This window comes from Tardiphaga sp. GW822-FHT04G09 (assembly GCF_058800725.1).
Window position 1 is genome coordinate 90,400 of record NZ_JBXAMO010000017.1, and the last position, 26,343, is coordinate 116,742.

24 protein-coding genes and 1 tRNA gene are annotated in these 26,343 nt (G+C 61.9%); 13 read left to right on the forward strand and 12 right to left on the reverse strand.

Annotated features, from left to right (window positions below; all coding sequences use genetic code 11):
• Positions 1-145 precede the first annotated feature (145 nt).
• A complete protein-coding gene (locus tag AC1RLZ_RS23635) occupies positions 146-382 on the forward strand; it encodes a hypothetical protein (protein WP_493190586.1) in 237 nt (78 codons plus the stop codon).
• Here AC1RLZ_RS23635 and AC1RLZ_RS23640 read toward each other — a convergent pair.
• From AC1RLZ_RS23640 to AC1RLZ_RS23655, 4 genes are all read right to left on the reverse strand, one after another.
• Positions 351-629 (reverse strand): hypothetical protein, encoded by a 279-nt coding sequence (locus AC1RLZ_RS23640; protein WP_493190587.1) that lies wholly within the window; start codon positions 627-629, stop codon positions 351-353. The two genes, AC1RLZ_RS23635 and AC1RLZ_RS23640, sit on opposite strands and share 32 nt — an antisense overlap.
• Positions 630-732: 103 nt before the next feature.
• Positions 733-951, reverse strand: a complete 219-nt coding sequence (locus AC1RLZ_RS23645) for a hypothetical protein (RefSeq protein WP_493190588.1) — start codon at positions 949-951, stop codon at positions 733-735.
• Positions 952-1,094: 143 nt separating this feature from the next.
• A complete protein-coding gene (locus AC1RLZ_RS23650; protein ID WP_371420596.1) occupies positions 1,095-1,406 on the reverse strand; it encodes a PilZ domain-containing protein in 312 nt (103 codons plus the stop codon).
• Between the two features lie 457 nt (positions 1,407-1,863).
• A tRNA-Arg gene (locus AC1RLZ_RS23655) sits at positions 1,864-1,940 on the reverse strand.
• Positions 1,941-2,250: 310 nt separating this feature from the next.
• Between AC1RLZ_RS23655 and AC1RLZ_RS23660 the strand changes: the two genes are divergently transcribed.
• A complete protein-coding gene (locus tag AC1RLZ_RS23660) occupies positions 2,251-3,693 on the forward strand; it encodes an O-antigen ligase family protein (protein WP_493190589.1) in 1,443 nt (480 codons plus the stop codon).
• Here the strand turns inward: AC1RLZ_RS23660 and AC1RLZ_RS23665 are convergent.
• A complete protein-coding gene (locus tag AC1RLZ_RS23665) occupies positions 3,690-4,862 on the reverse strand; it encodes an acyltransferase family protein (RefSeq protein ID WP_493190590.1) in 1,173 nt (390 codons plus the stop codon). The genes AC1RLZ_RS23660 and AC1RLZ_RS23665 overlap by 4 nt on opposite strands.
• Positions 4,863-4,961: 99 nt before the next feature.
• Between AC1RLZ_RS23665 and ilvA the strand changes: the two genes are divergently transcribed.
• On the forward strand, positions 4,962-6,506 hold the full coding sequence (ilvA, locus tag AC1RLZ_RS23670; protein WP_493190591.1) for a threonine ammonia-lyase, biosynthetic: 1,545 nt from the start codon (positions 4,962-4,964) through the stop codon (positions 6,504-6,506).
• A 157-nt stretch (positions 6,507-6,663) separates the two neighbouring features.
• Positions 6,664-7,116 (forward strand): hypothetical protein, encoded by a 453-nt coding sequence (locus tag AC1RLZ_RS23675; RefSeq protein ID WP_493190592.1) that lies wholly within the window; start codon positions 6,664-6,666, stop codon positions 7,114-7,116.
• Between the two features lie 31 nt (positions 7,117-7,147).
• On the opposite strand, the gene AC1RLZ_RS23680 is transcribed toward AC1RLZ_RS23675, so the two are convergent.
• The 3 genes from AC1RLZ_RS23680 to AC1RLZ_RS23690 all read right to left on the reverse strand — a co-directional run bounded on the left by AC1RLZ_RS23680 (position 7,148) and on the right by AC1RLZ_RS23690 (position 10,824).
• Positions 7,148-9,223 (reverse strand): TRAP transporter permease, encoded by a 2,076-nt coding sequence (locus tag AC1RLZ_RS23680; RefSeq protein ID WP_493190593.1) that lies wholly within the window; start codon positions 9,221-9,223, stop codon positions 7,148-7,150.
• Positions 9,224-9,272: 49 nt separating this feature from the next.
• Positions 9,273-10,424 carry a TAXI family TRAP transporter solute-binding subunit gene (locus AC1RLZ_RS23685; RefSeq protein ID WP_493190594.1) on the reverse strand — a complete coding sequence of 384 codons (1,152 nt, stop codon included), beginning with the start codon at positions 10,422-10,424 and terminating at the stop codon, positions 9,273-9,275.
• 178 nt (positions 10,425-10,602) lie between these two features.
• Positions 10,603-10,824, reverse strand: coding sequence for an acyl-CoA carboxylase biotin carboxyl carrier protein subunit (locus tag AC1RLZ_RS23690; RefSeq protein ID WP_371425001.1), 222 nt, complete (start codon positions 10,822-10,824; stop codon positions 10,603-10,605).
• 238 nt (positions 10,825-11,062) lie between these two features.
• Between AC1RLZ_RS23690 and AC1RLZ_RS23695 the strand changes: the two genes are divergently transcribed.
• Both AC1RLZ_RS23695 and AC1RLZ_RS23700 read left to right on the forward strand, forming a co-directional pair.
• Entirely contained in the window at positions 11,063-12,031 is a 969-nt protein-coding gene (locus AC1RLZ_RS23695) for an IclR family transcriptional regulator (RefSeq protein ID WP_493190595.1), read from the forward strand.
• Entirely contained in the window at positions 11,961-13,517 is a 1,557-nt protein-coding gene (locus AC1RLZ_RS23700) for an acyl-CoA carboxylase subunit beta (RefSeq protein WP_493190596.1), read from the forward strand. Before AC1RLZ_RS23695 ends, AC1RLZ_RS23700 begins: the two co-directional genes overlap by 71 nt.
• Positions 13,518-13,525: 8 nt before the next feature.
• Here AC1RLZ_RS23700 and fabF read toward each other — a convergent pair whose 3' ends face one another.
• The 4 genes from fabF to AC1RLZ_RS23720 all read right to left on the reverse strand — a co-directional run bounded on the left by fabF (position 13,526) and on the right by AC1RLZ_RS23720 (position 18,274).
• Positions 13,526-14,788, reverse strand: coding sequence for a beta-ketoacyl-ACP synthase II (gene fabF, locus AC1RLZ_RS23705; protein WP_493190597.1), 1,263 nt, complete (start codon positions 14,786-14,788; stop codon positions 13,526-13,528).
• 51 nt (positions 14,789-14,839) lie between these two features.
• Positions 14,840-16,123, reverse strand: coding sequence for an MFS transporter (locus AC1RLZ_RS23710; RefSeq protein WP_493190598.1), 1,284 nt, complete (start codon positions 16,121-16,123; stop codon positions 14,840-14,842).
• Between the two features lie 74 nt (positions 16,124-16,197).
• Entirely contained in the window at positions 16,198-17,394 is a 1,197-nt protein-coding gene (locus AC1RLZ_RS23715; protein WP_493190599.1) for an acetyl-CoA C-acyltransferase, read from the reverse strand.
• Positions 17,395-17,503: 109 nt separating this feature from the next.
• Positions 17,504-18,274, reverse strand: coding sequence for an enoyl-CoA hydratase (locus tag AC1RLZ_RS23720; RefSeq protein WP_493190600.1), 771 nt, complete (start codon positions 18,272-18,274; stop codon positions 17,504-17,506).
• A 172-nt stretch (positions 18,275-18,446) separates the two neighbouring features.
• On the opposite strand from AC1RLZ_RS23720, the gene AC1RLZ_RS23725 reads away from it, so the two are divergent.
• The 7 genes from AC1RLZ_RS23725 to AC1RLZ_RS23755 all read left to right on the forward strand — a co-directional run bounded on the left by AC1RLZ_RS23725 (position 18,447) and on the right by AC1RLZ_RS23755 (position 26,333).
• Positions 18,447-19,127 carry a TetR/AcrR family transcriptional regulator gene (locus tag AC1RLZ_RS23725; protein WP_493190601.1) on the forward strand — a complete coding sequence of 227 codons (681 nt, stop codon included), beginning with the start codon at positions 18,447-18,449 and terminating at the stop codon, positions 19,125-19,127.
• 152 nt (positions 19,128-19,279) lie between these two features.
• Positions 19,280-20,776 (forward strand): CoA-acylating methylmalonate-semialdehyde dehydrogenase, encoded by a 1,497-nt coding sequence (locus tag AC1RLZ_RS23730; RefSeq protein WP_493190602.1) that lies wholly within the window; start codon positions 19,280-19,282, stop codon positions 20,774-20,776.
• An 82-nt stretch (positions 20,777-20,858) separates the two neighbouring features.
• Positions 20,859-22,004, forward strand: a complete 1,146-nt coding sequence (locus AC1RLZ_RS23735; RefSeq protein ID WP_493190603.1) for an isobutyryl-CoA dehydrogenase — start codon at positions 20,859-20,861, stop codon at positions 22,002-22,004.
• A complete protein-coding gene (locus AC1RLZ_RS23740; RefSeq protein WP_493190604.1) occupies positions 22,001-23,071 on the forward strand; it encodes an enoyl-CoA hydratase/isomerase family protein in 1,071 nt (356 codons plus the stop codon). The genes AC1RLZ_RS23735 and AC1RLZ_RS23740 overlap by 4 nt, the downstream gene beginning before the upstream one ends.
• A gap of 66 nt (positions 23,072-23,137) precedes the next feature.
• Entirely contained in the window at positions 23,138-24,025 is an 888-nt protein-coding gene (mmsB, locus tag AC1RLZ_RS23745) for a 3-hydroxyisobutyrate dehydrogenase (protein WP_493190605.1), read from the forward strand.
• Positions 24,026-24,039: 14 nt separating this feature from the next.
• Positions 24,040-25,779 (forward strand): AMP-binding protein, encoded by a 1,740-nt coding sequence (locus AC1RLZ_RS23750; RefSeq protein ID WP_493190606.1) that lies wholly within the window; start codon positions 24,040-24,042, stop codon positions 25,777-25,779.
• A 92-nt stretch (positions 25,780-25,871) separates the two neighbouring features.
• Entirely contained in the window at positions 25,872-26,333 is a 462-nt protein-coding gene (locus tag AC1RLZ_RS23755) for a MaoC family dehydratase (protein WP_371425014.1), read from the forward strand.
• The last annotated feature ends 10 nt before the right edge of the window (positions 26,334-26,343 follow it).

Below are 26,343 nucleotides of genomic sequence, written 5' to 3' on the forward strand. Positions count from 1 at the left end.
CAGCGAGAACAGGGAAAGGGCGTGCCGAGCAATCGGGGCGCCCTTTCTTCTGAGCGCTCGCCTGTCGCGTCATGAAACATGGCGCTTGATCCATGATCGATCCGTGCCAATCTGTCTGGCGTTGCTTGTGTCCGGAGTAGCAGTAATGCCGGGAACGCCGCGTGATCTGGCTGACAGAATGGCCGCGCGCCAGAAGCGCGCAATCGATGACGGCTATGTGCGAGAAACCTTCACACAGTCACGCGAGAACGCCCGCAAGACGGCGCGGGCGTTTTTGAAGCGATTTCCGAAGCAAGCTTACATGAGTGAAGTCGAACGCTGGCGCGAGCTACCAGACGGCGAGATCGAATTTACGATGCGGCGGCTGCGGAGCGCTGATTGAGCTGACAGGCGGTAATCATCTGCCACATGTCGTTCTCGCTCAAGCCCGTGGCGTCTGATTTCTCAATCGGGTCGGCGGCGCATGCGTGGATCGCATAGCCCATATCGAGAAGACGACGAGGGGGATCTTCCTCGCCAAGACCGACCTCCATCACCAGACCACTCTCGGCGGCATGCTGCCAAACATCCGATTTGCTGGGAAAGGCCTTGCTGACTTTGATCGAATTGGAAAACAGCGCGTAGGGCATGCGGCAATCTCCGTCTTGAGGCGATAAAACGGAATATGGCATCTGGTTGCAATGCAGCAAGCCCAACTTTCGTTGTCCACGAGGTCGTGATGATTGGTGACCGTCAGTCTCGATGGGAAATCTGCAATTCCAGCAGCGCCATGGTCTGGAGCATTGTCGGATCGCGTTCACCCTCGCGTGTGGTGCGCAGGATGCTTTCGGCGATGGATTGCACGTGAGCGGAGTTGACGGGATGCGGCAGCGTTGACACGGCTCCGTCAAGGGCCTGTTTCATCACCGAAATCGTATCAGGCGGAAACGCGGCATGGGAAAAGTTCTTCACGGTGGCCTCCCGGGCAGAAACGGACAAACGCACCCAACTGTTGACGGGAGGACAAGGTCTGGCGCGGGAGATTGTTCCTGCCGCAAAGGTGGGCAGGTCAGCGCAACAAGGCGGCGGTCGGTTCCAGAGATCGCCGCAGGAGCTCAGGATTCAGCGTCAGCCGGCCGGGTGGCTTTCTTCTTGGCGCCCTGGCGCAGAAATGTCGCGCCGATCTCCTCGCCGTTGACCCAGGCCAGCTCGCAGCGCCGAAACGCCAGCCCGGTGGACGATAGCAACAGGAAGAACTCCTTGAGATTGATACCCTCGATCGAACTCTCGACGATAAGGCGCGCGCCCGTCTCAGACACGTCCATGATGCGGCAGCTGCGGCGCCATGTGCCGTCAATGGCCATTAGCCAGACGGGGAAACCGCGCTCGAACGCGACGCGGCCAGTATTTCGGTTTTCAGGGATCATCGACGCTTCCTTGGCGCCGGTGATTTTAAATCGGATGGTGGTAACGGCTGGTAAATACCGTTGACGGCGGGCTCTTTGCTGTTCGGCAGGCATGCGATGCTATTTTGAAAGGCCCGCGGTGCACAGCCTCATTTGGCTCAGTGGCGCAACAGCACGGCGGGTTCCGGACGCGGGTTGTTGGGATGCGCGTTAACGGAATGGTCACAAGTTACTTCAATTTAAAATTGTATCCTTTGGCTGTTGAAGGACTTGTGCGGAGCACCGTAGTCATGAACGCGCCAGCTGACGACCAATCATTCGAAGGCTCGTGCTGCGGTTACGCGACTCCTCCTCAATCCGTCATCTGCGCAATTCGATGTCTTGCGGTCGGTCCAGGTCGATGCCAGGAAATATGTTTGCGGCAGTGTGAACGCCAAGGACAGATCGGGAAGTTACAGGCGTTTAATGACGCCCGTGATGGTGCACTCGGAGCGATTCGAACGCCCGACCCTCGGAATCGAAATCCGATGCTCTATCCAGCTGAGCTACGAGTGCGACGGCGGCACCATAGCGGCGAAAGTCGCAAAAGCTAGCCCCGCCCGACGGAGGGGCGCGATTTTGCTCGACGTCCCGGCACTGCGCAGAACGGGCGGCCAGATATGCGCCAATCGATCGGTCCACATTGCCGCGTGCAGATCGGTGCCGGAACCGGACAGGTGGCAGCGGTCTGACCTCTGACCTGGCCGATACGGGCCTGGTGGTGGAGGATAAGCAATTGCCGTCGCGCGACTTCGCCGATGTTGTGACTGGCACGCTCGGGCTCCGGCGGCTTCTTTGCGACCGGAGAACGCTATAGTCTGCTTTTATGAATCAAGGCCGACTCACATCCGGTCCGGCGGATTTCGTCCTGTCCGGGTGGCTGCCGATTGCGCTGCTTCTGATCGTTACGGCAGCGGTTGGCCCTGCGCTGGGCGGTTTGTCGCGGCCGCTCTTCGTGGTCGGCTGCGCCGCTGCCGGATGGCTGGCCTGGCGACGCAGCACTGCGGGCCATATCCAGTCGGCCATCCTGCTGTTTGCCTTCGCGCCATTCGTGCGGCGCGTGGTCGATGTGTCGGTGGGCTACGATGCGTCCAGCATCATGCTGATCGGGCCGCTGCTGTTTATCCTGATGCCGTTACCGAGCCTGTGGACGTTGCTGTCGTCCCGCGAGCAGTTGCGCGATCCCTGGCTGATCGCGCCGGCGATCGTGCTGGCCTGCATCGCTTACGGTGCCATGCTGTCGATTTTTCAGAATGACTGGATGAGCGCGGCGACGGGTGCGTTGAAGTGGACCGCACCTGTGCTTTACGGCATCGCTTTGCAGCAGCGCGCACGGTCCGATGGCGAACTCGTCAATGCCATGGCGCGTATCTTTCTGGTGGTGCTGCCGCTGACAGGTCTCTACGGCATCTGGCAATATGTCGATCCGCCGAGTTGGGATCGGTTCTGGATGAACTACGCCTCGATCCTCTCGGCAGGGTATCCGCTGCCCTATATGGTGCGCGTCTTCAGCACGATGAACGGGCCCGCCACTTACGCGACCTTCACCGCAACGGGACTGCTCTTGCTGGGCTTTCTGAGACCGGGCTGGCAGTCCTTGATTGCTCTGGCGCCAGCGGCCCTGGGCCTGTTGCTGTCGCTGTATCGGACCGGCTGGATCGCGCTCGCGGTGGCCGTGGTGTTCTGCATGGCGTTTCAATCCACGCGGCGGCGGGCGCTTGCGACCGGACTTGGCATCGTCGGCGCAGCCATGGCCGCAGTCCTGTTCACACCCTTTGGAGAGGTAATCACCGATCGTCTGCAATCGCTGGGCAGCGGCTCCGAAGACGGCAGCGGCAACGAACGTCTCGAGGAGTTCGTAACGTTGTGGAATACGCCCGATAGCATGGTGGTGGGATCCGGCTTCAGCTTCACCGATATCGGTGTCGCGGGCACCATGCCGGTCGATGGTCAGATCATCGCGAGCTGGCTCACGCTCGGCATTCCCGTCGGATTACTTTGTTTGGCGGCCTATATCTGGGTCGGGGTCTGGAGCACTTCTGCGGCATGGCGGATGCCGACCAAAGAAGGCGTGGTGCTCGGCGCTCTCTCGCTCGGCGGTATCCTGATTCACTTGCCCCTGACCAGTATCTCGTCAGGTGAGATATCCGCGCTGTTCTGGATGATCTTCGCGATGGCCTGTCCGCGCGACCAGACGGTCAGATCTGCCGAGGATGCCGCGATGCCCCTGGAGCAGGCGCGGACCGGAATCCGGACAGGCAGAGTTTAGTCCGATCGGGCCGCCTGGCTGACAAGCGGAGCGGCTGCGGGTTTGCGCCCCGGTGGTGGCGCCAGCCCGAGTGGCGCCAGCAGGTTCAGCCGCTGCAACACGACATGGGCGAACATGGGCAAGATCACGCCGGCGGCGGTATCTGCGAGGAGATAGACCCACGGCATGGGCGGCACGTGCAGAATCTGCATGATGATCCGCGTTCCGGATCCCGCCATGATGTGCAGCACATAGATCGTCATGGACAGGACGCCGACGAGTGCCAGCCAGCGATGCCGTGTTTCGTTGAGCAACTTGCAAAGTAGCACCACGCTGGCGATACCGAGAATACATGCCGGAAGCGATGCTATGCCATTTGCATCGAAGCCGGAGAGCTGTCCTCCAATGGCAACGGCCGCAGCGAAAGCGGCGGCCATCACGGTCAACATGGTCCAGCCCGTTCGCCCGTGAGGCTGCCACGTCATCACGATGTGTGTTGCGTAGAGACCTGCGACATAGAACGGCAGGTGATGCATGGTGAGCGCAAGATCCGGCCGGATCGGCAACAGCATGAATATGATCAGGCCAGCGAGCGCGACGACAATCATGATGGTGCGATTGGGAATGAGCACTGCCAGTACGTGGCAAATCATCAGGGCATATAGAAACCAGAATTGTGCTATCGGCCGATACCAGATTGCCGCGAGGTCGCTGGTGGTGATTGGAATATTCGCGTTGCGCGATATCAGCATAATCACGCTTCCCTGGATCAGCGACCAAAGCACATAGGGATAGGCGATCGTCCATGCCTTGCTGGCGAGGAACGGCCGAACGCCGCGTGCGAGGCTGTGCTGTACGTTCAGGCCCGCGAGAAAGAAGAACAGCGGCATGTGGAAGGTATAGAGCGTATAGCTCATCCATTGCGCGAGCGGCCCGTCAGGAAACAAATGCGGCGGTATCAAGCCGCCGAGCACGTGGCCATAGACCACGAGAATGACGCCTATGCCGCGCGCAAAATCAATCCAGACCTGGCGCGTGCGATCGCTTTGGGGGCGTGATGGTGCTGCTTGTTCCGTTGGCGATATTTGCATGGGGTGGGCGCCGCTGATTTTAATGGTCCGGATCCACAAGCCAACATACGCGGAGACCGGTACGCCATCGTTAACGCCGATATGGGAAATCGTGCCCATCCGCACAGGTGTCTAGCCGCAAACGGGGCTTGATTTCTCGGTCATTTCGGTGCCCATCTGCCCCGACAAGCCGCCGGCAAGCAGCTCTGTGCTCTGTCGGTGCGCCTACACGCTCAAGGACCTCTCGTGACTGACTATGTTCGCAAAATCCTGGACAGCCGCGTCTATGACGTCGCGATCCAGACGCCGCTGGACCCGATGGTTCGGCTGACCGCGCGTATGGGTAGCCCCGTGCTGCTCAAGCGCGAGGATTTGCAGCCAGTGTTCTCGTTCAAGATTCGGGGGGCCTACAACCGCATTGCGGGGCTGTCCGCGGAGCAGCGCGCGGCCGGCGTGATTTGCGCGTCGGCTGGCAATCATGCGCAGGGCGTGGCGCTGTCGGCACAGCGGCTCGGGATCAAGGCAACCATCGTGATGCCGGTGACCACGCCGCCGATCAAGATCGATGCAGTCAGATATTGGGGCGGCAATGCCGTGCTGTTCGGCGACACGTTCGATGAGGCCGCGGCGCATGCGCGCAAGCTCGAGGCCGAGCAGAAGCTGACCTTCGTGCATCCCTATGACGATCCCGACGTGATCGCGGGGCAGGGCACCATCGGCATGGAAATCCTGCAGCAACATCCCGATCCGATCGAGGCGGTGTTCGTGCCGATCGGCGGCGGCGGGCTTGCGGCTGGCGTTGCGTCCTTCATCAAGTTCCTGCGCCCGGAGACCAAGGTCATCGGTGTCGAGCCAGTCGATGCCGCGTCGATGAAAGCCGCGATAGATGCAGGCGAGCGGGTCGTCCTCAATCGCGTTGGTTTGTTCGCCGACGGTGTCGCTGTGCGCCAGGCCGGCGTCGAAACATTCCGTCTCTGCCGCGAATTGCTCGACGACGTGATCACGGCCGACACCGACGAGATGTGCGCTGCCATCAAGGATATTTTCGAGGATATGCGCGTGATCGCGGAGCCGGCCGGCGCCTTGGCGCTGGCGGGACTGAAGAGCTATGCCGCGAACAATCCCACGCGCACCGGTGCGCTGGTTGCCATCAACAGCGGCGCCAACATGAATTTCGATCGCCTGCGGCACGTCGCAGAGCGTGCCGAGGTCGGTGAGGCTCGCGAGATCCTGTTGGGCGTCACTATTCCAGAGGAGCCCGGCAGCTATCGCCGCTTCATCCAGACCATCGGCAATCACAACATTACCGAGTTCAACTATCGCTACGCCGATGCGAAGGAAGCCAATGTCTTCGTTGGCCTGAAGCTGAGCGACGCCAAGAACGACAAGGGCGAGCTGATCGGGCAATTGCGGGCGCTTGGTTACAAGGTGCTGGACATCAGCGCGGACGAGACCGCCAAGCTGCACATCCGCTATATGGTTGGCGGGCGAGCACCGCCGGCTTTGCGGGACGAGGTTATCCTGCGCTTCGAGTTCCCGGAGCGTCCGGGCGCCTTGCTGAAATTCCTCGACCAGATGGGCGCGGACTGGAACATCACGCTGTTCCACTACCGTAACCACGGCGCGGACTACGGCCGGGTGCTGGTTGGGATTGAAGTCCCCCAGGCTGATCGGCCGACCCTGACGCAGCGGCTGACGTCCCTCGGCTATCCCTATGAGGACGAAACGCAAAATCCGGTCTACCGGATGTTCCTGAACGGCTAGGCCGGTGGGGCAGAGAGTGAGGCAGGGCCGGTCCCTGCCTTTTTTTCGCTCAAAGCCGATGCTTAACGGAATACTAGCACTGTCCGGCGAGAGTCGGGCGGTGTGCTGATGCCGGAACGGGCGTTGGCTTGGGGTCCCTTACCGGTTTCATCACGCGATGCGTCTTTCGCTGCTGCCTGTCCTGACGTCCCTGCTGGTGCTATCTGTGGCCCCGGCCAAGGCTGATTTGCGCATCACCCGGGACCACGGCGGCTATGTCGAGGAATACAAGGCCAAGTATGAGCGCATCCGCGACCGCAAGGAGCGGGTTATCATCGACGGCATCTGCAATTCGGCCTGCACCTTGGTGTTCGGCATCGTGCCGATGAACAAGGTCTGCGTGACGCCGCGCGCCAGCTTGGGCTTCCATCAGGCCTATTACGACAAGGCCTTCACCTTCGGCATGAAGGTGATCAGCTACGAGGGCACCTCGGACCTGATGGCCTATTATCCGCCGCCGGTGAAAGCCTGGCTCGCGCGCAACGGCGGTCTCACCCCCGAGATGAAGAAGATCAAGAACGGCACGGATCTCTGGAAGATCGTCGATCCCTGCCCGGAAGAGTTCTTCTAGCTGCCATCGCTACGCTGCTAACGCCACCATCTCATGACACCGCCAGCCGCGTCGGGCTACGCTTGATCAGCGCCAGCGCCGCCAGGATCGTTGGTGCCAGTACGCAGAGCGCTAGCCCCGTGATCTGCCACTGTGACAGCGGATTGATGCCGCCGCCTGGCGTGGCCAGCATGAAGCCGCCAATGACCAGCAATATGCGTAGCGGCCACTCCATGGTGCCGGCCCGGCTGAGATCGCCGACGAAAGCCTGATAGCCCTGAATGCCGCCGCAGATGAACAGCGTCCCAATGCCGGCCAGCGTCATCAGACCGAGGCCCGTGAGATAGGGGGCGTCGCCCTGCAGCACGAGAGCCGGGTTCATGACAAAGAAGAACGGGATGAAGTAGATGATGCTGCCAACCCACATGCTCTCCCAGCCGGTCTTCATCGCCGGTGAGCCTGCGATACCCGCCGCTGCAAATGATGCGATGGCCACTGGTGGCGTGATCGACGACAGCATTCCCCAATAGAAGATGAACATATGCACGGCCATGCGATTGAGGCCGAGTTTCTCCAGCGCGGGGGCGACCAGGATCGCAAGGAAGATGTAGCAGGCCGTGGTGGTAAGTCCGAGCCCGAGGATCAAGCTGGTGAGGGCGCACATCAGCAGCAGCAGGAAGGCATCGCCGCCGGCGATGCGCAGCAGGTCATTGGCGAGGCTGGAGACGACGCCGGTCATGGAGAAGGCGCCGATCAACAGTCCACAGCCGGCAAGGATACCGATCAGTTCGACGAAGGTGCGACCATTGACCTCGAGGAACTTCGAGATCGTGCCCATGGTCCAACGGGTGTCCTTGGAGAACAGCTGGTTCAGCACCAGCAGGAGCGCGGTGGCGTAGAACGGCGCATGGCTTTCGCGTTTGAAATACAGCAGCATCACGATCAGCAGGGCGATAACAAAGATATAATACCAGCCGTCCTTGATCGTATCCTTGATCTTCGGCAGCTCCGAGCGCGGGATGCCTTCGAGCTTGTGACGTGCAGCGTAGGCGTCCACCTGCATGAACAGGCCGACATAGAACAGCACAGCCGGAATAATGGCAGCCAGCGCTACGTCGGCGTAGCTGACATTCAGGAACTGGGCGATGACGAAGGCGGTTGCGCCCATCACGGGCGGTGCCAGCACCGCGCCCGTGGAAGCGCAGGCCTCGATGGCAGCAGCATAGGACGCGCGAAATCCGCTCTTCTTCATGACGGGGATCGTCATGGTGCCGGCGGTCAGCACGTTGGAGATAATCGAGCCGGACATCATGCCGAGCAGACCGGATGCAAAGATGCAGACTTTGGCGGCGCCACCGCGGAAGGTCCCGCAGAGCGCGAAAGCAATGTTGATGAAGAACTTGCCTGCGCCAGTCATCATCAGCGCGGTGCCAAAGACGAGGAAGCCGATGACCGTATCGGCAAAGGCCTGGATCGGGATGCCGAGCAGGCTCTCGCCTGACAGCACGTGATAGGCGGTAGTCTGGTCGAGCGTCAGTTGCGATCCACGAAATGGTCCGAGCCAACTGGATTCGGCAAACAGCGGATACACCGTAAAGGGGAAGACACTCAGCAGGAGGCTCCAGCCGCCGGTGCGGCGCAGCGCTTCCATCAACACGGCCCACATTACGAGGCCGGCGGCAATCACATTGGTCGGCGCGCCGTCGGATTCCCAGCCCGCCATCGCGGCCTTGCGGATGTTCAGCATCAGCCAGATCGCCGCACAGAATGTCGCGACAAACAGGACGAGGTCATACCAGGGGATGCGATTGAGCGGCGATTTTTCCGAGTTCGGAAAAATCAGGAATGTGAACGGCAACATCAGTGCGATGAGCAGATAGAAATATTCGGTGTTGAGCTGCGTGTAATCGACGAAGAAGCGCAGCGTGAATTGCTGGTTGATACACAGCAGGATCGTCGCGGCCGTGGCTGCGATCAGGGCCCAGCGCCAACCTCCGCGCAGCACGCGGACGCGGGTGACCTCCGCCTCCTGCATGTTGCCGATGCCAGCATGCGGATCTTCGAATTCGATCCGTTTTGGGACGGAGGGCGACGCGGACGTCAAGTCCGGGGAGGAGATGTTAGACATGAAAAATCCCGGAATATCTTGAGAGGTCCGCGCGCCCGTCAGCGCAGGCTTATTCGAAGCCGTTCGGCATGTTGGCCTTGGCGAGAGCTGCGGCACGCGCCGTCATCCACCCTTCGAGAAAGTCCTTCTCGCCCAGTGAGGGATTGGCCTTGGCGTAATCCGCCCATGCGGCCTTCAGCACGTCCTGTCGCTTGAACAGGCCGTCATTGTGCTTCTGGTCTTCATCGGTCCAGTTACCGGCCTCCTTCATCGCCTTCACGGCGCCGGGATGGAACGGTACGACCCATTTCATCGTCTGGCGATTGGCAGCGAGACCGCCTGCACCCGGTGCGCCATCCTTGTACGCGTCGTAATTCACGATCATCGCCTTGACGATCGGATAGATCGCGTCCGGCGATTGCGAGCCATAGGTCACGAAGATCGGATAAGGGTAGGTGCCCATCTCGATCGGCTTGTCCGCCGAAATGCCTGCGCCGCAGGTCGCCATCATTGGCGTGAAGAATGCGCCAACCTTTTGAACGCGCGCCCAACCTTCCTTGTCTGCATGCGGCAGCGGCGGCCAGATGATGCCGCGCGGCGAGTTTTCCAGTTCGCGGGCAGGGCCTGTAATCGTCGTTGCGAAGCCGGCATCTGCATCATTGTTGATGATGCCCTTCCACATGGCGCCGTAGCTGGCGAATTCGACGACCTTGACGTCCTTCTGGGTGAGACCGGCGAAGGCGATGATGGCGAGCGCATTCTGATTGAGTGCAGGGGATCCGACCACAAAGCCGAGACGCTTCCCGCGCAGTTCCTTGATCTGGGTGATGCCGGTGTCCTTGGCGACGCCGACCGAACCGCCATTGCAGTCTGTGGTGCCAAGCAAAACCTGCAGCGGCTGCGGGCCCCATTCCTTGGCGCCGAATTCGAACACGCCTTCTTGCGCGAAATACGATCCTGAACCCATGGCCGAAGCCACCGCGCGACCAGCGCGCAATGGTGCGAGACGTGCGACGTCATTGCCGGCCGGAAGCACACGGACATCGGTCGAATATTTGTCCTTCATCATCTTGCCGACCGCGACGGCGATGTTGAAGCCGGCGGTGCCGGTGTCGTAGGCGGTGACCGCCATGGTTGGTGGAAGTTTGACGTCTTGTGCGCAGACAGCGCTGCTGCTGCCGAGCACAGCAACCGACGCCAGCGCGATGAGCCGGTGAAGCATGTTTCCCTCCCAATGCATTCGCTTTGCGAATTGCTTTTTATTGTTCGGCGATCATGTCATCGCCGTCAGGCGGTGGCAATGTCTTGAGCCGTTCGCCAGGCGATTGGATTGGAAGCCCTCTCAGACAGAATGTCGCAGCACATCTGCGAGGCCGTCCGAGTCATCACGGCATTTCTGCTCATGTCTCGACGGTACCGAGCAGCTGTCCTTCCGCCACCACGTCATCGATCGCGACAAGAATCGATTTGATCTTGCCGGCTGTGGGAGAGGCGACGGGAATTTCCATCTTCATGGCTTCGACGAATGCCACTTCGTCGCCTTCGTTCACGGAATCGCCGGTTGCGAGCGGTAGCGAGCAGATGCGGCCGGCGACTTCGCTGAGGATCTTGATCTCTGGCATGATGTTCTCCGCGATCACCCGGGCGGCTGCTCGCTATAGGTGTAGCGCCGACCCGACCGGACAATCCGTAAGGATGAAAAGAAACGAGCAGCTTGGTGTTGTCGCCGCAGATTGCCTGAGGTAGCGTAGCCCGCAAGTGGAATATAATTCCGCAGAGTGGAACGGGACGGCGGCGCACATCGGGGCAATCCAACGGATTGGCTCCCCGTGAGATGCGTCGTCTTAAGGGAAACGCATTATGGGACGACGTTCGGAACGGCTCAGCAAGCAGGGCATGCTCGCCAGCGATCTGGCTGGCGACGGCGATGTGATCCAGGTGGTCTCGCGCGCCTTTGATATTCTTCGCTGCTTCGAGGGCCACGATGCCCGGCTCGGCAATCTCGAAATCTCCAATCGCTGCGGTCTGCCGCGCTCCACCGTATCGCGCCTGACTCATACACTGACGCGCATGGGCCAGCTCGCTTATCTGCCCGGCGATCAGAAGTATCGCATTGGATCGAGTGCAGTGGCGATGAGTGCTTCGATGATGCGCGGGCTTCAGGTGCGCAACCTGATCCGCTTGCGTCTGCAGGAAGTGGCGGAGCAGGTACCTGGCACGATCGGCTTCACGATTCCCGATCGTTTCCACATGGTTTATCTCGAATACGCCCGCGCCGATCACGCGCTTGGACTACATTCAACTACCGGCAGCCGAATTGCCATGGGCCGAACTGCAGCCGGCCACGCCTACACTGCAGCGCTTGATGAAGATGTCGGTAATGCGTTGATCAACGATATCGCGCGCGAAATGCCCGAGGACGCCAACATCCTGCGCGGCAAGATCGCGAGCAATCGCGAATGTCTGCGTGACAACGGCTACGTTCTCGCAGGCGGACTTTGGACCCCGCATATCACCGGCATTGCGACGCCGATCTGGTCGCCGCAGTACCAGACCTATGTGGTTGTTACCATCGGGCTGCTTGCCGCGATGTATGACGAGCAGCGTCTGCAGAACGAGATCGCTCCAATCCTGCGTCAGCTCAGCAGCACGATCGGCATGATGGTTCAGAATGCAGATAGCGGCCTGACCAGCGCGCCTGTTCCAGATGCGCCTCCCGCGCCAACAACTCAGAAGAAAATGCTCCCGGAGGGAATGAATGAACTGGAAGCCGGAACTCGACGACCTCGCCCGGCGCGAAGCCTTCGCGCGGGAGATGGGGGGCGCTGACAAGGTCAAGCGACAGCATGACCAGGGCCGGCTCACGGTTCGTGAGCGTATCGACAGACTGATCGACGCGAAGAGTTTTCACGAGGTCGGCGCGGTCTCCGGCATCGGAGAATACGATGCGTCCGGCGAGTTGAAACATCTTACGCCGGCGAATTGTGTATTCGGCCGCGGCAAGATCGACGGCCGGCCTGTTGTCGTGGTCGGTGACGATTTCACCGTGCGTGGCGGCTCTGCCGATGCGTCCATTTCTGCCAAGCCGCTGATGGCCGAGGAGATGGCTCACGAATTGCGGCTGCCGATCATTCGCGTGATCGAAGGCTCGGGCGGTGGCGGCTCGGTGAAAACAATCGAGACGCGCGGTGCAGCCAACCTGCCGGGCGGCATCGGCGGCACGCGTTCATACTGGTATACGCTCGCCAATATGGCGCAGGTGCCGGTGGTCGGATTGGGCCTCGGTTCGGTGGCTGGCCTTGGCGCCGCGCGCCTTGCCGCGAGCCACTATTCGGTGATGACCAAGAATTCGGCGATGTTCGTTGCCGGGCCGCCGGTGGTGGCGCGCCTGGGGCAGTCGCTGGACAAGAAAGAGCTCGGCGGCTCGGACATCCAGACACGTGCCGGCGGTGTCGATCATGCGGTCGAGACCGAGGAAGAGGCGTTCGCCTGCGCGCGCCGCTTTCTGTCATATCTGCCGTCCTCGGTTTACGGGCTGCCCCCGACGGTCGATTGTCATGACGATCCCGAACGAGCGGAAGAGTCACTTTTGAAGGCGGTGCCGCGCAATCGCCGGCAGGTCTACAAGATGCGGCCGATCATTGACGCTGTGTTTGACAAGGGCTCGTTCTTCGAGATGTCGGCCAATTTCGGCCGGCCGATCATCACGGGCTTTGCCCGCCTGGAAGGTCGCGCGGTGCTCGTGCTTGCGAGCGATCCGTTTCACTATGGCGGATCATGGACCGCGGAAGCGTGCCAGAAGGTGATCCGCTTCGTCGATCTTGCCGAGACGTTCCATCTGCCCGTTGTTTATCTCATGGATTGCCCGGGCTTCATGATCGGGCTCGACGCGGAGAAGGCTGCGACCATCCGTCACGGTGTGCGTGCTATGGCCGCTGTCAATCAGACGACGGTGCCGTGGTGCACGATCATCATCCGCAACGCGTTCGGCGTCGCCGGCGTGGTGCATCAGCCGGCCAACCGGTTCTCGATGCGTTACGCATGGCCCTCGGCCTATTGGGGTTCGTTGCCGCTGGAAGGCGGCATCGAGGCTGCGTATCGGGCGGAGATCGAGGCGGCGGAGGATCCCAAGGCCAAGCAGCAGGAAATCGAGGACCGCCTCAACAAGCTGCGTTCGCCGTTCCGTTCGGCTGAGAAGTTCTGGGTCGAGGAGGTCATCAATCCGATGAAGACGCGTTCGCTGCTGTGTGAGTTTGCGCGTCTTGCTGAACCGCTCCGAACGGCTGGTCCGTCGCGGCTGGCGATGCGGCCGTAAGCTGCGGCCTACATTCGCCGCAGCACGATCGTGGCGTTCACGCCGCCAAAGCCGAAGCCGTTCGACATCGCGTGCTCGATGACCATCGGCCGTGCCTTGCCGCGGATCAGGTCGATACCCTCGGCAGACGGATCGGGATTTTCGAGATTGAGCGTGGCCGGAGCGATCTGGTCACGCAGCGCGAGGATCGCGTAGACCGCCTCAAGCCCCCCGGCTGCACCGAGCAGGTGGCCCGTGGCGGATTTGGTCGAACTGACAGCGACCCCGCCAGTCGTGCCGAAGATGGTTTTGATGGCTTCGAGTTCGCCATGATCGCCGACCGGCGTTGATGTTGCGTGAGCGTTGAGATGCTGGACGTCACTCCGCGCGATATTGGCCTGCGCCAGTGCGATCTCCATGGCGCGCTTGGCGCCGTCGCCGTCCTCGCGACCGGCAGTCATGTGGAACGCATCGGACGTGGTGCCATAGCCGATCAGTTCGGCGATCGGCTTGGCGCCGCGTGCCAGAGCATGGTCGAGCTCTTCGAGCACCACGACTCCGGCGCCTTCGCCCATGACAAAGCCGTCGCGGTCGCGATCGAACGGACGCGAGGCGCGTTCCGGATTGGCAACGAAGTCTGTGGAGAGCGCGCGAGCGGCGGCGAATCCGCCGAGGCTGACGCGGTCGATGCACGCTTCAGCCCCGCCGGCGATGGCGACATCCGCTTCGCCGGAGCGAATGAGACGGGCCGCGTCGCCGATGGCCTGGACGCCCGCCGCACAAGCTGTGACCGGCGCGCCGAGCGCGCCCTCGAAGCCGTAACGGATCGAGATGTGGCCGGCGGCGAGATTGACCAGGAATGAGGGCACGGTGAACGGCGACAGCCGACGAATGCCTTTTGTATCGGTAGTACGGACTGCATCGGCAATCGCCGGAAAGCCGCCGATACCGGAGGCGATGATCGTGGCCGTGCGCTGGCGTTCTCGCGCATCCTTGGGCTGCCAGCCTGCCTGCGCGATGGCCTCATCGGCGGCCATCAGCGCAAACAGGATGAAGCGATCCATCTTCTTCTGATCCTTGCGCGGTGTCGCCTTGTCAGGATCGAAACCGCCTTCCGGATCGTCCGCAATGTCGGGCACCTGGCCGCCGACCTTGGCGGCGAGATCAGTGGTCATGGCTTCCGGTAACAGGCGGATACCGGATTGACCGGCGAGCAGCCGCGACCAGTTGATCTCGACGCCGCAACCGAGCGGCGATACCGCTCCCATCCCCGTAATTACAACGCGGCGCATAATGCATTCCCGTTCTGATATGAGTGCCGAGCAGCCTGAATCCTGCGGGGATCAGGCGGCCGCGACCTTCTTGTCCCTTGAAATCGCCAGCACGATCAAGGCTGCAATAATACATAGCGCACCTGCCGCGAAAAAGGCAGGCAGATAGCTGAGCAGGACCGTGCGCGACAGGCCAGCGCCGAATGCCGCCGTTGCTGCGCCCAGTTGATGGCCGGCGAAGATCCAGCCGAATACCAGACCCGCGCGTTCAGGTCCAAACTTCGACGCCGTAAGCCGCACGGTCGGCGGCACCGTGGCAATCCAGTCCAGGCCATAGAACAGCGCAAACAGCGACAAGCCATAGAACGAGAAGTCGGTAAATGGCAGCGCCACCAGCGAGAGGCCGCGCAGGCCATAATACCAGAACAGCAGGTAACGGTTGTCGTAGCGATCGGAAAGCCAGCCCGACGCGATGGTGCCGACGAAATCAAACACCCCCATCGCTGCAAGCAGCCCGGCCGCCTGAATCTGCGGGATGCCGAAGTCGAGGCACATCGGGATCAGGTGAACCTGAACGAGCCCGTTTGTGCTGGCACCGCAGATGAAGAAAGTCGCGAACAGGATCCAGAACACCTTGGTCTTGGCGGCATCGCGCAACGCGCCAAGGGCGGCGGCCATGATCGGCGAGTTGTTCGGTGCCGGAGCGACCGGCGGTTCGGTGCTGGTGTCGCCATAGGGGCGAATACCAATGTCGCTTGGACGATCGCGCATCACCAGCAGCACGCCGAGAGCGGCTACGGCCAGCATCACGCACATGAGGGCCAGTGCCCAGCGCCAGTTGCTGTGCTCGGTGATGCTGGCGAGGATCGGCAGGAAGATCAGCTGGCCGGTCGCAGCGCTCGCTGTGAGGATGCCAACGACGAGACCACGGCGTGCGTTGAACCAGCGCGCAGCGACCGTGGCGCCGAGGACCAGCGCGGTCATGCCAGTGCCGATTCCGACTGCAACGCCCCAAAGCGCCATCAGTTGCCAGACTTGCGTCATCCCGAGGGACAGTATGAGGCTGGCAGCGACGACGAGCAGGGCCATGAGTGTGACGTTGCGCAGACCGTAGCGGTTCATCAGCGCTGCAGCGAAGGGCGCCATCAAGCCGAACAATACAAAGCGGATCGACATGGCCGAGGAAATCTCGGCGGTGCTCCAGCCGAATTCTTTCTGCAGTGGCACGATGAACACGCCGGGCGCACCCACCGCGGCGGCGCTGACCAGCGCTGTTACGAAAGTTACGGCGATCATCGCCCATCCATAATGGATATTGCGGCGAGCAAGGGCAGCGGAGAGCCATCCGGAAATCATCGGGTTTCCTGCAATCAATGAGAATAGGCGTCGCGGCGACCATCGCCGCGACGATCATATCTGGGAAATGCGGCTCAGCGAACGATGCGTTCGACGGCGATGGCGGTCGCTTCACCGCCGCCGATGCACAGCGCCGCGACGCCGCGTTGCAGGCCTCTGGCTTCCAGCGCGTGCAGCAGCGTCACAATGAGACGCGCACCGGTCGCGCCGATGGGATGGCCCAGCGCGCAGGCGCCGCCATTGACGTTGAGCTTCTCACGAGGGATGCCAAGGTCGCGCTGGGCTGCCATCGGCACTACGGCAAACGCCTCATTGATCTCGAACAGATCGACATCGCCGACGCTCCAGCCGACCTTGTCGAGCAGCTTGCGGATCGCCGGGATTGGCGCGGTGGTGAACCATTGCGGCTCCTGGCTGTGCGTCGCATGACCATGGATCACGGCCAGTGCGGGCAGGCCCTCGCGATCCACGAGGGAGCGTTTGGCCAGCACGAGGGCAGCAGCGCCATCGGCATTGGCGGACGAAGCAGCGGGCGTGATGGTGCCGTTGCTGCGGAAGGCCGGTTTGAGGTTCGGGATCTTGGCGGGATCAACCTTCAGCGGATGTTCGTCATTGGCGATCTCGCGTGCCCCGGTCTTCTCGACAATGCTCAGTGGTGTGATCTCGGCCCTGAATGCGCCGCTCTCCACCGCATTACGCGCACGCGTCAGCGTTTCGATCGCATAGGCGTCCTGATCCCCACGCGTGAACTGATAGGCCTCCGCAGTGGCCTCGCCAAAATCACCCATGGAACGACCGACTTCATAGGCATCCTCTAGACCGTCCATCAGCATGTGATCGATGATGCGATCATGGCCGACGCGGTAACCGCCACGCGCCTTCTGCAGCAGATAGGGCGCGTTGGTCATGCTCTCCATGCCGCCGGAGACGACGATTTCCGCAGAACCGGCACGGATGATGTCGTGGGCGAGCATGGTCGCCTTCATACCGGAGCCGCAGACCTTGTTGATCGTCGTGGCGCCGGTGGCATCCGGCAGCTTGGCACCGCGGGCGGCCTGGCGGGCCGGGGCCTGGCCTTGGCCCGCGGGAAGCACGCAGCCCATGAAGACTTCGTCGATGCGCTCGGGCGGCAGTTTTGCGCGTGCCACAGCGGCACCGATAACGTGGCTGCCGAGCTTGTGGCCGGAGAAGGACGATAGCTCGCCCTGGAAGCGGCCGAGCGGGGTGCGGGTGGCCGAGACGATGACGACCGGGTCTGAAGCTGCGGACATGATGGAGGCTCCTTCGCGCAAGCGCGGATCATTTGAATGACACTCATCATATGATGCGCTGCAAGATACGCAATGCCGGCTCCTGCAAAATTCTCGTGAGGTAAAGCTGCTAGCGTTTGCGGTTGATGAAACCCTGCATCAGTCGCTGTGGCTCGCCGGTCAGATAGGCCTCGCCGAACACGCCGACACTGAGATTGACGGATTCTTTCAGCGGCAGTTCTTCCCACTGTTTCAGCAGGGCTTTTTGCGACCGCATGGCCTCGGGACCACACTCCAGTATGGCCTCGATGGTCTTCTCAACTTCCGCATCGAGTGCGCCTTCGGCGGCGACGACATCCACCAGACCCCAGTTCAGGGCTGTCGGTGCATCGATGGTGGCGGCGGTCATGATCAGCCAGCGCGCGCGCCCCCAACCGATCAGGCGCGGCAGCAGGGCGGCGTGGATGACCGAAGGGATTCCGACCCGAACTTCGGGCATGGCATATTTCGAGTCGTGCGCCGCGATGCGGAAATCGCAGGCGGCAGCGAACTCCAGGCCGCCGCCCAGGCACCAGCCGGGGATGCGGGCGATCACAGGTGCGGGAAAAGCGCGGGCGGCTTCGCAGAGATCGCGCAAGCCGGAAATGAACTTTTCCGCGGAGGCCTGATCCAGCGTTGCCATTTCCTTGATATCGGCGCCACCGATCATGCTTTTCTCGCTCTGGCCGGCGATGACAAGCGCGCGAATGGCGCGTTCCGTGGCCAATACCTCGATGCCCTCGCGAACGCCCTTGATTGCGGCTGAATTGAGAATATTGAGTGGGCCGGCATTGCAGATCGTCAGCCGAACTATACCTCGCGGGTCACGTTCGACGCCGCAGTGGGGATTGAGCATATGCATGAAATCGTCTCGTCCCTTGGCATTCCTTGGGCCGGCGCGGATCACCGGTCTTGTCGTACCAGTTCCGCGGCAAACTGCGTTGTTGTCAAGGCCTGCGGACAAGCGCGTTGCGTGCATGCAGCGGTGTGGGTAATATGATCGACATCATCTATTTGTCTTGAATGGACCGCCGATGCGCTATTCCAAGGAACACAAGCTCGAGACGCATGCGCGGATCGTGAAGAAGGCTTCGGTGCGTCTGCGCGAAAAGGGCGCGCATGGCATCGGCGTCGCCGACCTTATGAAGGACGCGGGTCTCACCCATGGCGGCTTCTACGCGCATTTCGATTCGCGCGAGGCGCTGGTGATCGAAGCCTTTGGCTATGCGATGGACCGCTCGACCGATCGCTGGCGTCAATTGGCCGGGCAGGCGCCGCCGGATCAGCGGCTGGCAACGATCGTTGATGCCTATCTGTCGCCGCAGCATCGCGACAATCCAGGCCACGGTTGCGCCGTCCCGGCGCTCGGCGCGGAGATCGCTCGCGAAAGCCCGAAGACCCGCAAGGCCTTTGCCGCCAAGCTCGATCAGATGATCGAGATGATGTCCGAGCAATTTCACGGCGGACCGAGCAAATCGGCGCGCAAACAGGCGATGGCGGCGCTCGCGACCATGATGGGCACCATCGTGCTGGCCCGCGTCGCCGGCAACGGTGAGTTGTCCGAAGAACTCCTGAGCGCAGGCCGCGAGGCCGTTCTGGAACGTGCTGCATCGCGGAAGCCTGTGGCGTCCAAAGCCTCGGCGCCAAAGGCGGCAGCGAGAAAGCCGGCCGCGAAAAAGGCTGCGACCAAAGTTGCCTCTTCCGCCAAGAGCTGACGGCTGAGGCGCCGCCTGCGACATTGTCGCTCCGGTGACATTTCGACGGGCGGCGGCCTGCAATTTCGCAAATCGGCCGCGCGCGCAAGGCCTTTCCAAACGCTGAAAAGCCTGATCAACATCGGGCCAAATTTAGCTCCCGGGAGGAACGCATGCGCACGATTGGACATTTTATCGGCGGCCGTGAGGTCGAGGGCAAATCCGGACGTTTTGCGGATGTCTTCGAGCCGATGACCGGCGACGTTCAGGCCAAGGTTGCGCTGGCCAGCAAGGCCGAGATGCGTGCCGCGGTTCTCAATGCTGCCGAGGCGCAAGTCGCATGGGGCAACACCAACCCGCAGCGTCGCGCCCGCGTGTTGATGAAGTTCCTTGAACTTGCCAATCGCGATTACGACAAGCTGGCCGATTGCCTGGCGCGCGAGCATGGCAAGACCGTGCCGGACGCCAAGGGCGACATTCAGCGCGGCCTCGAAGTGATCGAATTCGCCTGCGGCATTCCGCATCTGATGAAGGGCGAATATACCGAAGGTGCAGGCCCCGGCATCGATATCTACTCAATGCGCCAGGCGCTCGGCGTCGTCGCGGGCATTACGCCGTTCAACTTCCCGGCGATGATCCCGATGTGGAAGTTCGGCCCGGCGATCGCCTGCGGCAACGCCTTCATCCTCAAGCCGTCCGAGCGCGACCCCGGCGTTCCGATGATGCTCGCTGCACTGATGATCGAGGCCGGCCTGCCGCCGGGTATCCTGAACGTCGTCAATGGCGACAAGGAAGCCGTCGATGCGATCCTCGACGACGAAGACATCAAGGCCGTTGGTTTCGTCGGCTCGTCACCGATTGCCCAGTACATCTATGAACGCGCAGCCGCGACCGGCAAGCGTGCGCAGTGCTTCGGCGGCGCCAAGAACCACGCCATCATCATGCCCGATGCGGATATGGACCAGACCGTCGATGCGCTGATCGGCGCCGGCTACGGCTCCGCTGGCGAGCGCTGCATGGCGATCTCGGTGGCTGTGCCTGTCGGCAAGACCACGGCCGACCGTCTGATGGAAAAGCTGATCCCGCGCGTCGAGAGCCTGAAGATCGGCACTTCCGTCGATCCGTCGGCCGACTTCGGTCCGCTCGTGACCAAGGAAGCCGTCGACCGCGTCAAGAACTATGTCGATATCGGCATCAAGGAAGGCGCAACGCTGGCCGTCGATGGCCGTGGCTTCAAGATGCAGGGCTACGAGAAGGGCTTCTACATGGGTGGCTGTCTGTTCGACAACGTCACCAAGGACATGCGCATCTATAAGGAAGAGATCTTCGGGCCTGTGCTCTCGGTGGTGCGTGCCCACGATTACGAGGAAGCCCTCGCGCTGCCGTCAGATCATGATTATGGCAACGGTGTTGCGATCTTCACCCGCGATGGCGATGCAGCCCGCGACTTCGCTGCCAAGGTCAATGTCGGCATGGTTGGCATCAACGTGCCCATCCCGGTGCCGATCGCCTATTACACCTTCGGTGGCTGGAAGAAGTCCGGCTTCGGCGATCTCAACCAGCATGGCCCGGATTCGATCCGCTTCTACACCAAGACCAAGACGGTGACCGCGCGCTGGCCATCGGGTGTCAAGGAAGGCGCAGAGTTCTCGATCCCGTTGATGAAGTAAGAACACGCAAGCGGCCCGGCGCTCCCCAAGGTGGGGTACCGGGCCGTTTTATTCCCGGCTGATCAACAACAAGAAGGGCGTGATGCAATTCGCTCTCCATGAGGAACAGACCGCTATTCGCGACATGGCGCGCGAATTCGCTGCGGAAAAGATCGCTCCCTTTGCGCTCAAATGGGACGAGGAGAAGTATTTCCCGAAAGAGGTGATGCGCGAGGCCGCGCTGCTCGGCATGGGCGGCATCTACATCCGTGACGATGTAGGCGGCTCCGCACTGACGCGTTTCGACGCTGCGTTGATTTTCGAGGCGCTGGCGACGGGCTGCCCGACCACCTCGGCCTTTATATCGATCCACAACATGGCGTCGTGGATGATTGATTCATATGGCAGCGAAGCGCAGCGCCGGAAGTGGCTGCCGCGGCTTTGCACCATGGAGCTGCTGGCGAGCTATTGCCTGACTGAACCCGGCTCTGGATCCGACGCGGCGGCGCTGCGCACCCGCGCGGTCGTCGATGGCGATCATTACGTCCTCAATGGCCAGAAACAGTTTATCTCCGGCGCCGGCGATACCGACATTTATGTCGTGATGGTGCGTACCGGCGGCGAGGGCGCCGGCGGCGTCTCCACCATCGTGGTGGAAGCCGGCACGCCCGGTCTGTCGTTCGGCAACAACGAACGCAAGATGGGCTGGAACGCGCAGTCGACCCGCGCGGTGATCTTCGAAAATTGTCGCGTGCCGATCGCCAACCGGCTCGGTGACGAAGGGATCGGCTTCAAGATCGCCATGGCTGGCCTCGACGGTGGTCGTCTCAACATCGCCGCGTGCTCGCTTGGCGGGGCGCAATCCGCCCTGGACAAGTCACTGAGCTACATGAAGGAGCGCAGGGCGTTCGGTAAGCGGCTCGACGAGTTTCAGGCGCTGCAGTTCCGTATCGCGGACATGGCGACCGAACTGGAAGCGGCGCGCACTTTCTTGTGGCGCGCCGCCGCAGCGCTCGATCGCAAGGATGCGGATGCAAGCATGCTCTGTGCGATGGCCAAGCGGTTCGGCACCGATGTTGGTTTCGAGGTCGCCAACGAGGCGCTGCAGCTGCATGGCGGCTATGGTTATCTCGCCGAATACGGCGTCGAGAAGATCGTGCGTGATTTGCGGGTGCACCAGATCCTCGAAGGCACCAATGAAATCATGCGGCTGATCGTGTCGCGCAAATTGATCGAGGGCGCGCGATGAGTTCGGACCTGGCGACCGAGGCCGGCGACCTGATTGTCGCGCGAGAAGGGGCGGCCGGTGTGATCCGCCTGAACCGGCCGAAGGCGCTGAATGCGCTGACGCTGGAGATGACCCGCGAAATCGCTACGGCGCTCGATGGCTTCGAAGCCGATCCAAAAGTTGCTCTCATCATTCTCGAAGGCGCAGGCGAGCGCGGGCTGTGCGCCGGCGGCGATATTCGCGGTCTTTATGAGAGCGCCAAGGCTAAGGGCGATCTCGGCAAGATCTTCTGGCGCGAGGAATATATCGTCAACGCACGCATCGCGAAGTTTCCGAAGCCCTATGTGGCCTATATGGATGGCTTCGTGATGGGCGGCGGCGTCGGTCTGGCGGGGCATGCCAGCCACCGCATCGTCACCGAGAAGACCAAGGTTGCGATGCCTGAGGTGGGCCTCGGCTTCTTCCCGGATGTCGGCGGCACCTGGCTGCTGTCGCGCGCGCCCGGTGAACTCGGCACCTATTTTGGGTTGACCGGGCTGACCATGAATGGGCCCGATGCAGTGGCATCGCAACTCGCGGATGTCGCGATCGCGACCGCCGACTGGCCGGAGTTGCGCAAGGCATTGACGGCAGTTTCGGCGGGGACAAAGGCATCGTCGGTGATGGCAACAATCGAGCGCTTCGCTGCGGCCGACGACATCGGTCCGGTGACCCGGCAGCGCGATCTGATCGATCGGGCGTTCGCGCATGACAACGTGGAGGAGATCGTAGCTGCGCTTGAGCAGGATGGCTCGAAGTTTGCGCTGGCGACGCTCAAGGCCATGTCCGACAAATCACCGCGGGGGCTCAAGGTTACCCTGAAGCTGCTGCGGCTCGCGCGCTCGTCGAAGTCGCTCGAGGAATGTCTGTCGCGCGAATATCTCGCGGCGCTCGAAGTGTTCGATAGCGCGGATTTCGTCGAGGGCGTGCGTGCGGCGATCATCGACAAGGACCGTAATCCGACGTGGCAGCCACCGGATCTCAGGGGTGTGACGCCGGAGATCGTCGCGCGTTATCTGGCGCCGCGGGACGTCGCACTCACATTCTGAACGAAAGTCGGATTTTATCGTTTTCATCAGGCTTTAAGAACAACAAAACCATCACGAGGGCAGGACATGACCAGCATTGCATTCATCGGTCTCGGCAATATGGGTGGCCCGATGGCCGCCAATCTGGTCAAGGCAGGCCACAAGGTGACCGGCTTCGATCTCGTCCAGGCGTCGCGCGATCAGGCGAAGGCCGATGGCGTGACCATCGCTGACAAGGCAGTCGATGCCGTGAAGGGTGCCGAGGTCATCATCACCATGTTGCCGGCCGGCAAACACGTGGTGTCGGTCTGGAGCGAGGTCATTCCCGTGGCTGCCAAGGGCGCGCTGATGATCGATTGCTCGACCATCGATGTGGAGAGCGCACGCAAGGCGCATGAACTGGCGGCTGCGCAGAAGCTGCCATCGGTCGATGCGCCGGTCTCGGGCGGCACCGGTGGCGCCAAGGGCGCGACGCTGACCTTCATGGCCGGCGGCGACGCCAAGGCCTTTGCATCGGCCAAGCCGGTCCTCGAAGCCATGGGCAAGAAGATCGTCCATTGCGGCGATGCCGGCGCGGGGCAGGCGGCGAAGATCTGCAACAACATGATCCTCGGCATTTCCATGATCGGCGTCAGCGAAGCCTTCGTGCTCGCCGAGAAGCTGGGTCTGTCGCATCAGGCGCTTTTCGATGTGGCATCGACCTCGTCGGGCCAATGCTGGTCGCTGACGACCTATTGCCCGGTGCCCGGACCTGTGCCGACGTCGCCAGCCAATAATGAATACAAGCCCGGCTTCGCCGCGGCATTGATGCTCAAGGATCTCAGACTCGCGCAGGAGGCTGCCAAGGCCGCCGGCGCCAAGACGCCGCTCGGCGCCCATGCCGAGAGCATCTATGAGACCTATGAGAAGGAAGGTCACGGCGGTGATGACTTCTCCGGGATCATCCATCATTTGCGGCATCTGACGCCGAAATAGCGGAGGGCGGCGGCATGACCACGTTCAAGCAGGCCCGCGCCTTCCTCCTCGAACACCGCACCGACTACGACACCGCGGTTGCCGGCTTTCGCTGGCCCGATCCGGTCGACTTCAACTGGGCGCTCGACTGGTTCGATGCCGAACTCGCCCATGATCCCGTCAGCAAGGACCGGACCGCGCTCTGGATCGTCGATGCGGCCGCCAGCCGCGAGACGAAGCTGTCGTTCGAGACGCTGTCACGTCGCTCTAACCAGGTCGCGAACTTCCTGCGCGCGCAGGGATTGAAGCGCGGCGATCATCTGCTGCTGCTGCTCGGCAACGTGGTGCCGCTTTGGGAGACAATGCTCGCCGCGATCAAGCTCGGCGTCGTCATCATTCCCGCCACCACGCTGTTGACGCCCGACGAGTTGCAGGACCGCCTGGATCGTGGGCATGCAAAGTCCGTGGTGGCCTCGCAGGATCAGCTTGCGAAGTTTGCGAGTCTGCGCGGTGGTGGCGACCTAGTCCGTATTGTCGTTGGCGCCAAGCAGGACGGCTGGCTTGCTTTCGAAAGCGCCGCCGATTTCCCCCAAACTTTCACCCCGGATGGTCCGACCAAAGCCGACGATCCGATGCTGCTGTATTTTACCTCGGGCACCACGGCGAAGCCGAAGCTCGTGCGGCACAGCCAGCGCAGCTATCCCGTGGGCGGACTCTCGACCATGTTCTGGATCGGGCTGCAGCCGGGGGATATCCATCTCAACATCTCCTCGCCGGGCTGGGCCAAGCACGCCTGGAGCTGCTTCTTCGCGCCGTGGAATGCCGGCGCCACTGTGTTCGTCGTCAACCAGCCGCGCTTCGATGCCAAGGGTTTGCTCGCCACCATCGGCCGCTGTGGTGTGACCACGCTTTGCGCGCCGCCAACCGTGTGGCGGCTGTTCATTCAGGAGAAGCTGGCAACCTTCAAGGTCGCGTTGCGCGAGGTGTGCGGGGCCGGCGAGCCGCTCAATCCGGAAGTGATCGATCAGGTCAAGGGAGCCTGGGGCCTGACCATTCGCGATGGTTATGGCCAGACCGAGACAACGGCACTGGCCGGCAATTCGCCAGGCCAGGCCGTCAAGGTCGGCTCCATGGGGCGTCCGCTGCCGGGCTACAAGGTCCGCGTTGTCGATGCCGACGGCAATCCGGCGAAGGAGGGCGAGGTCAGTCTCGTGCTCGGCGCCGATCGCCCGGCCGGGCTGATGCAGGGTTATCAGGCGGACGACGGCAGCGTCAGCGGTGCGAGCGGTGACGTCTATCGCAGCGGCGACGTCGTGTTCGTCGATGACGATGGCTATCTCACTTTCGTTGGGCGTTCCGACGACGTTTTCAAGTCGTCCGACTACCGTATCAGTCCATTCGAGCTGGAGAGTATCCTGCTCGAACACGATGCCGTGGCCGAGGCGGCTATCGTGCCGAGCCCCGATCCGATCCGGCTCGCCATTCCGAAGGCCTATGTGCTGCTGGTCGGCGAAGCCGAGCCGTCGGCAGAAACGGCGCTGTCGATCTATCAGCATCTACATGTGCGTCTGGCGCCGTTCAAACGGATACGTCGCATCGAGTTCGTGACCGAGCTGCCGAAGACGATTTCGGGCAAGATTCGCCGGGTCCATCTGCGTCGGCTCGAACACGCCGACGATCGCAGCGATCCTCTCCGCGGTGTCGAGTTTCGCGAGGAGGATTTCCCCGAATTGCAGGCACTCCGCGCGGCAGGACCGCAAGAGGGCGAGCGGTAAATTTGACCCGCTTTGCATGGCTGCAGCGCACAATTGCGCTTGGCTGCGACAGGCCTGCTGTGGAATGTGCACGCGCAAACAACGAGGATTGAATGAGCGCGATGATTGAACGTGATGCCTATATCGCAATGGTGGGCAAGGAAGTCGGCGTGTCGCCCTGGCATGTCATGGACCAGAAGCGCATCGATGCGTTTGCTGCGGCGACGGAGGATTTTCAGTTCATCCATGTCGATCCTGCGCGTGCGCGCGAAACGCCGTTCGGCTCGACCATTGCACATGGCTTTCTGACCATGTCGATGCTTTCGGTGTTCTCCTATGAGGCGCTGCCGCAGCTCGCCGACGTCGCTATGGGCGTCAATTACGGCACCGACAAGATCCGCTTCGTATCACCGGTCAAAGCCGGATCGCGCATCCGCGGCCGCTTCACGCTGACGGAGGCGACATTGCGCAAGCCCAAGGAATTGTTCACGCGCACCAGCGTGAGTGTCGAGATCGAAGGCGAGGACAAGCCGGCGCTGGTCGCCGACTGGCTCGGCCTTGTCTATTTCAATTGAGGAGAGTTCC

Bases quoted from the DNA above. Each gene is read 5' to 3' on its own strand.
- AC1RLZ_RS23665 (WP_493190590.1), bottom strand. From the start codon at position 4,862: ATGGGCACGATTTCCCATATCGGCGTTAACGATGGCGTACCGGTCTCC.
- AC1RLZ_RS23750 (WP_493190606.1), top strand. From the start codon at position 24,040: ATGACCACGTTCAAGCAGGCCCGCGCCTTCCTCCTCGAACACCGCACC.
- AC1RLZ_RS23710 (WP_493190598.1), bottom strand. From the start codon at position 16,123: ATGATTTCCGGATGGCTCTCCGCTGCCCTTGCTCGCCGCAATATCCAT.
- AC1RLZ_RS23730 (WP_493190602.1), top strand. From the start codon at position 19,280: ATGCGCACGATTGGACATTTTATCGGCGGCCGTGAGGTCGAGGGCAAA.
- AC1RLZ_RS23740 (WP_493190604.1), top strand. From the start codon at position 22,001: ATGAGTTCGGACCTGGCGACCGAGGCCGGCGACCTGATTGTCGCGCGA.
- AC1RLZ_RS23720 (WP_493190600.1), bottom strand. From the start codon at position 18,274: ATGCATATGCTCAATCCCCACTGCGGCGTCGAACGTGACCCGCGAGGT.
- AC1RLZ_RS23680 (WP_493190593.1), bottom strand. From the start codon at position 9,223: ATGTCTAACATCTCCTCCCCGGACTTGACGTCCGCGTCGCCCTCCGTC.
- AC1RLZ_RS23635 (WP_493190586.1), top strand. From the start codon at position 146: ATGCCGGGAACGCCGCGTGATCTGGCTGACAGAATGGCCGCGCGCCAG.
- mmsB (WP_493190605.1), top strand. From the start codon at position 23,138: ATGACCAGCATTGCATTCATCGGTCTCGGCAATATGGGTGGCCCGATG.
- AC1RLZ_RS23755 (WP_371425014.1), top strand. From the start codon at position 25,872: ATGAGCGCGATGATTGAACGTGATGCCTATATCGCAATGGTGGGCAAG.
- AC1RLZ_RS23675 (WP_493190592.1), top strand. From the start codon at position 6,664: ATGCGTCTTTCGCTGCTGCCTGTCCTGACGTCCCTGCTGGTGCTATCT.
- fabF (WP_493190597.1), bottom strand. From the start codon at position 14,788: ATGCGCCGCGTTGTAATTACGGGGATGGGAGCGGTATCGCCGCTCGGT.
- AC1RLZ_RS23725 (WP_493190601.1), top strand. From the start codon at position 18,447: ATGCGCTATTCCAAGGAACACAAGCTCGAGACGCATGCGCGGATCGTG.
- AC1RLZ_RS23700 (WP_493190596.1), top strand. From the start codon at position 11,961: ATGAACTGGAAGCCGGAACTCGACGACCTCGCCCGGCGCGAAGCCTTC.
- AC1RLZ_RS23715 (WP_493190599.1), bottom strand. From the start codon at position 17,394: ATGTCCGCAGCTTCAGACCCGGTCGTCATCGTCTCGGCCACCCGCACC.
- AC1RLZ_RS23650 (WP_371420596.1), bottom strand. From the start codon at position 1,406: ATGATCCCTGAAAACCGAAATACTGGCCGCGTCGCGTTCGAGCGCGGT.
- AC1RLZ_RS23695 (WP_493190595.1), top strand. From the start codon at position 11,063: ATGGGACGACGTTCGGAACGGCTCAGCAAGCAGGGCATGCTCGCCAGC.
- AC1RLZ_RS23660 (WP_493190589.1), top strand. From the start codon at position 2,251: ATGAATCAAGGCCGACTCACATCCGGTCCGGCGGATTTCGTCCTGTCC.
- AC1RLZ_RS23640 (WP_493190587.1), bottom strand. From the start codon at position 629: ATGCCCTACGCGCTGTTTTCCAATTCGATCAAAGTCAGCAAGGCCTTT.
- AC1RLZ_RS23690 (WP_371425001.1), bottom strand. From the start codon at position 10,824: ATGCCAGAGATCAAGATCCTCAGCGAAGTCGCCGGCCGCATCTGCTCG.
- AC1RLZ_RS23735 (WP_493190603.1), top strand. From the start codon at position 20,859: ATGCAATTCGCTCTCCATGAGGAACAGACCGCTATTCGCGACATGGCG.
- AC1RLZ_RS23685 (WP_493190594.1), bottom strand. From the start codon at position 10,424: ATGCTTCACCGGCTCATCGCGCTGGCGTCGGTTGCTGTGCTCGGCAGC.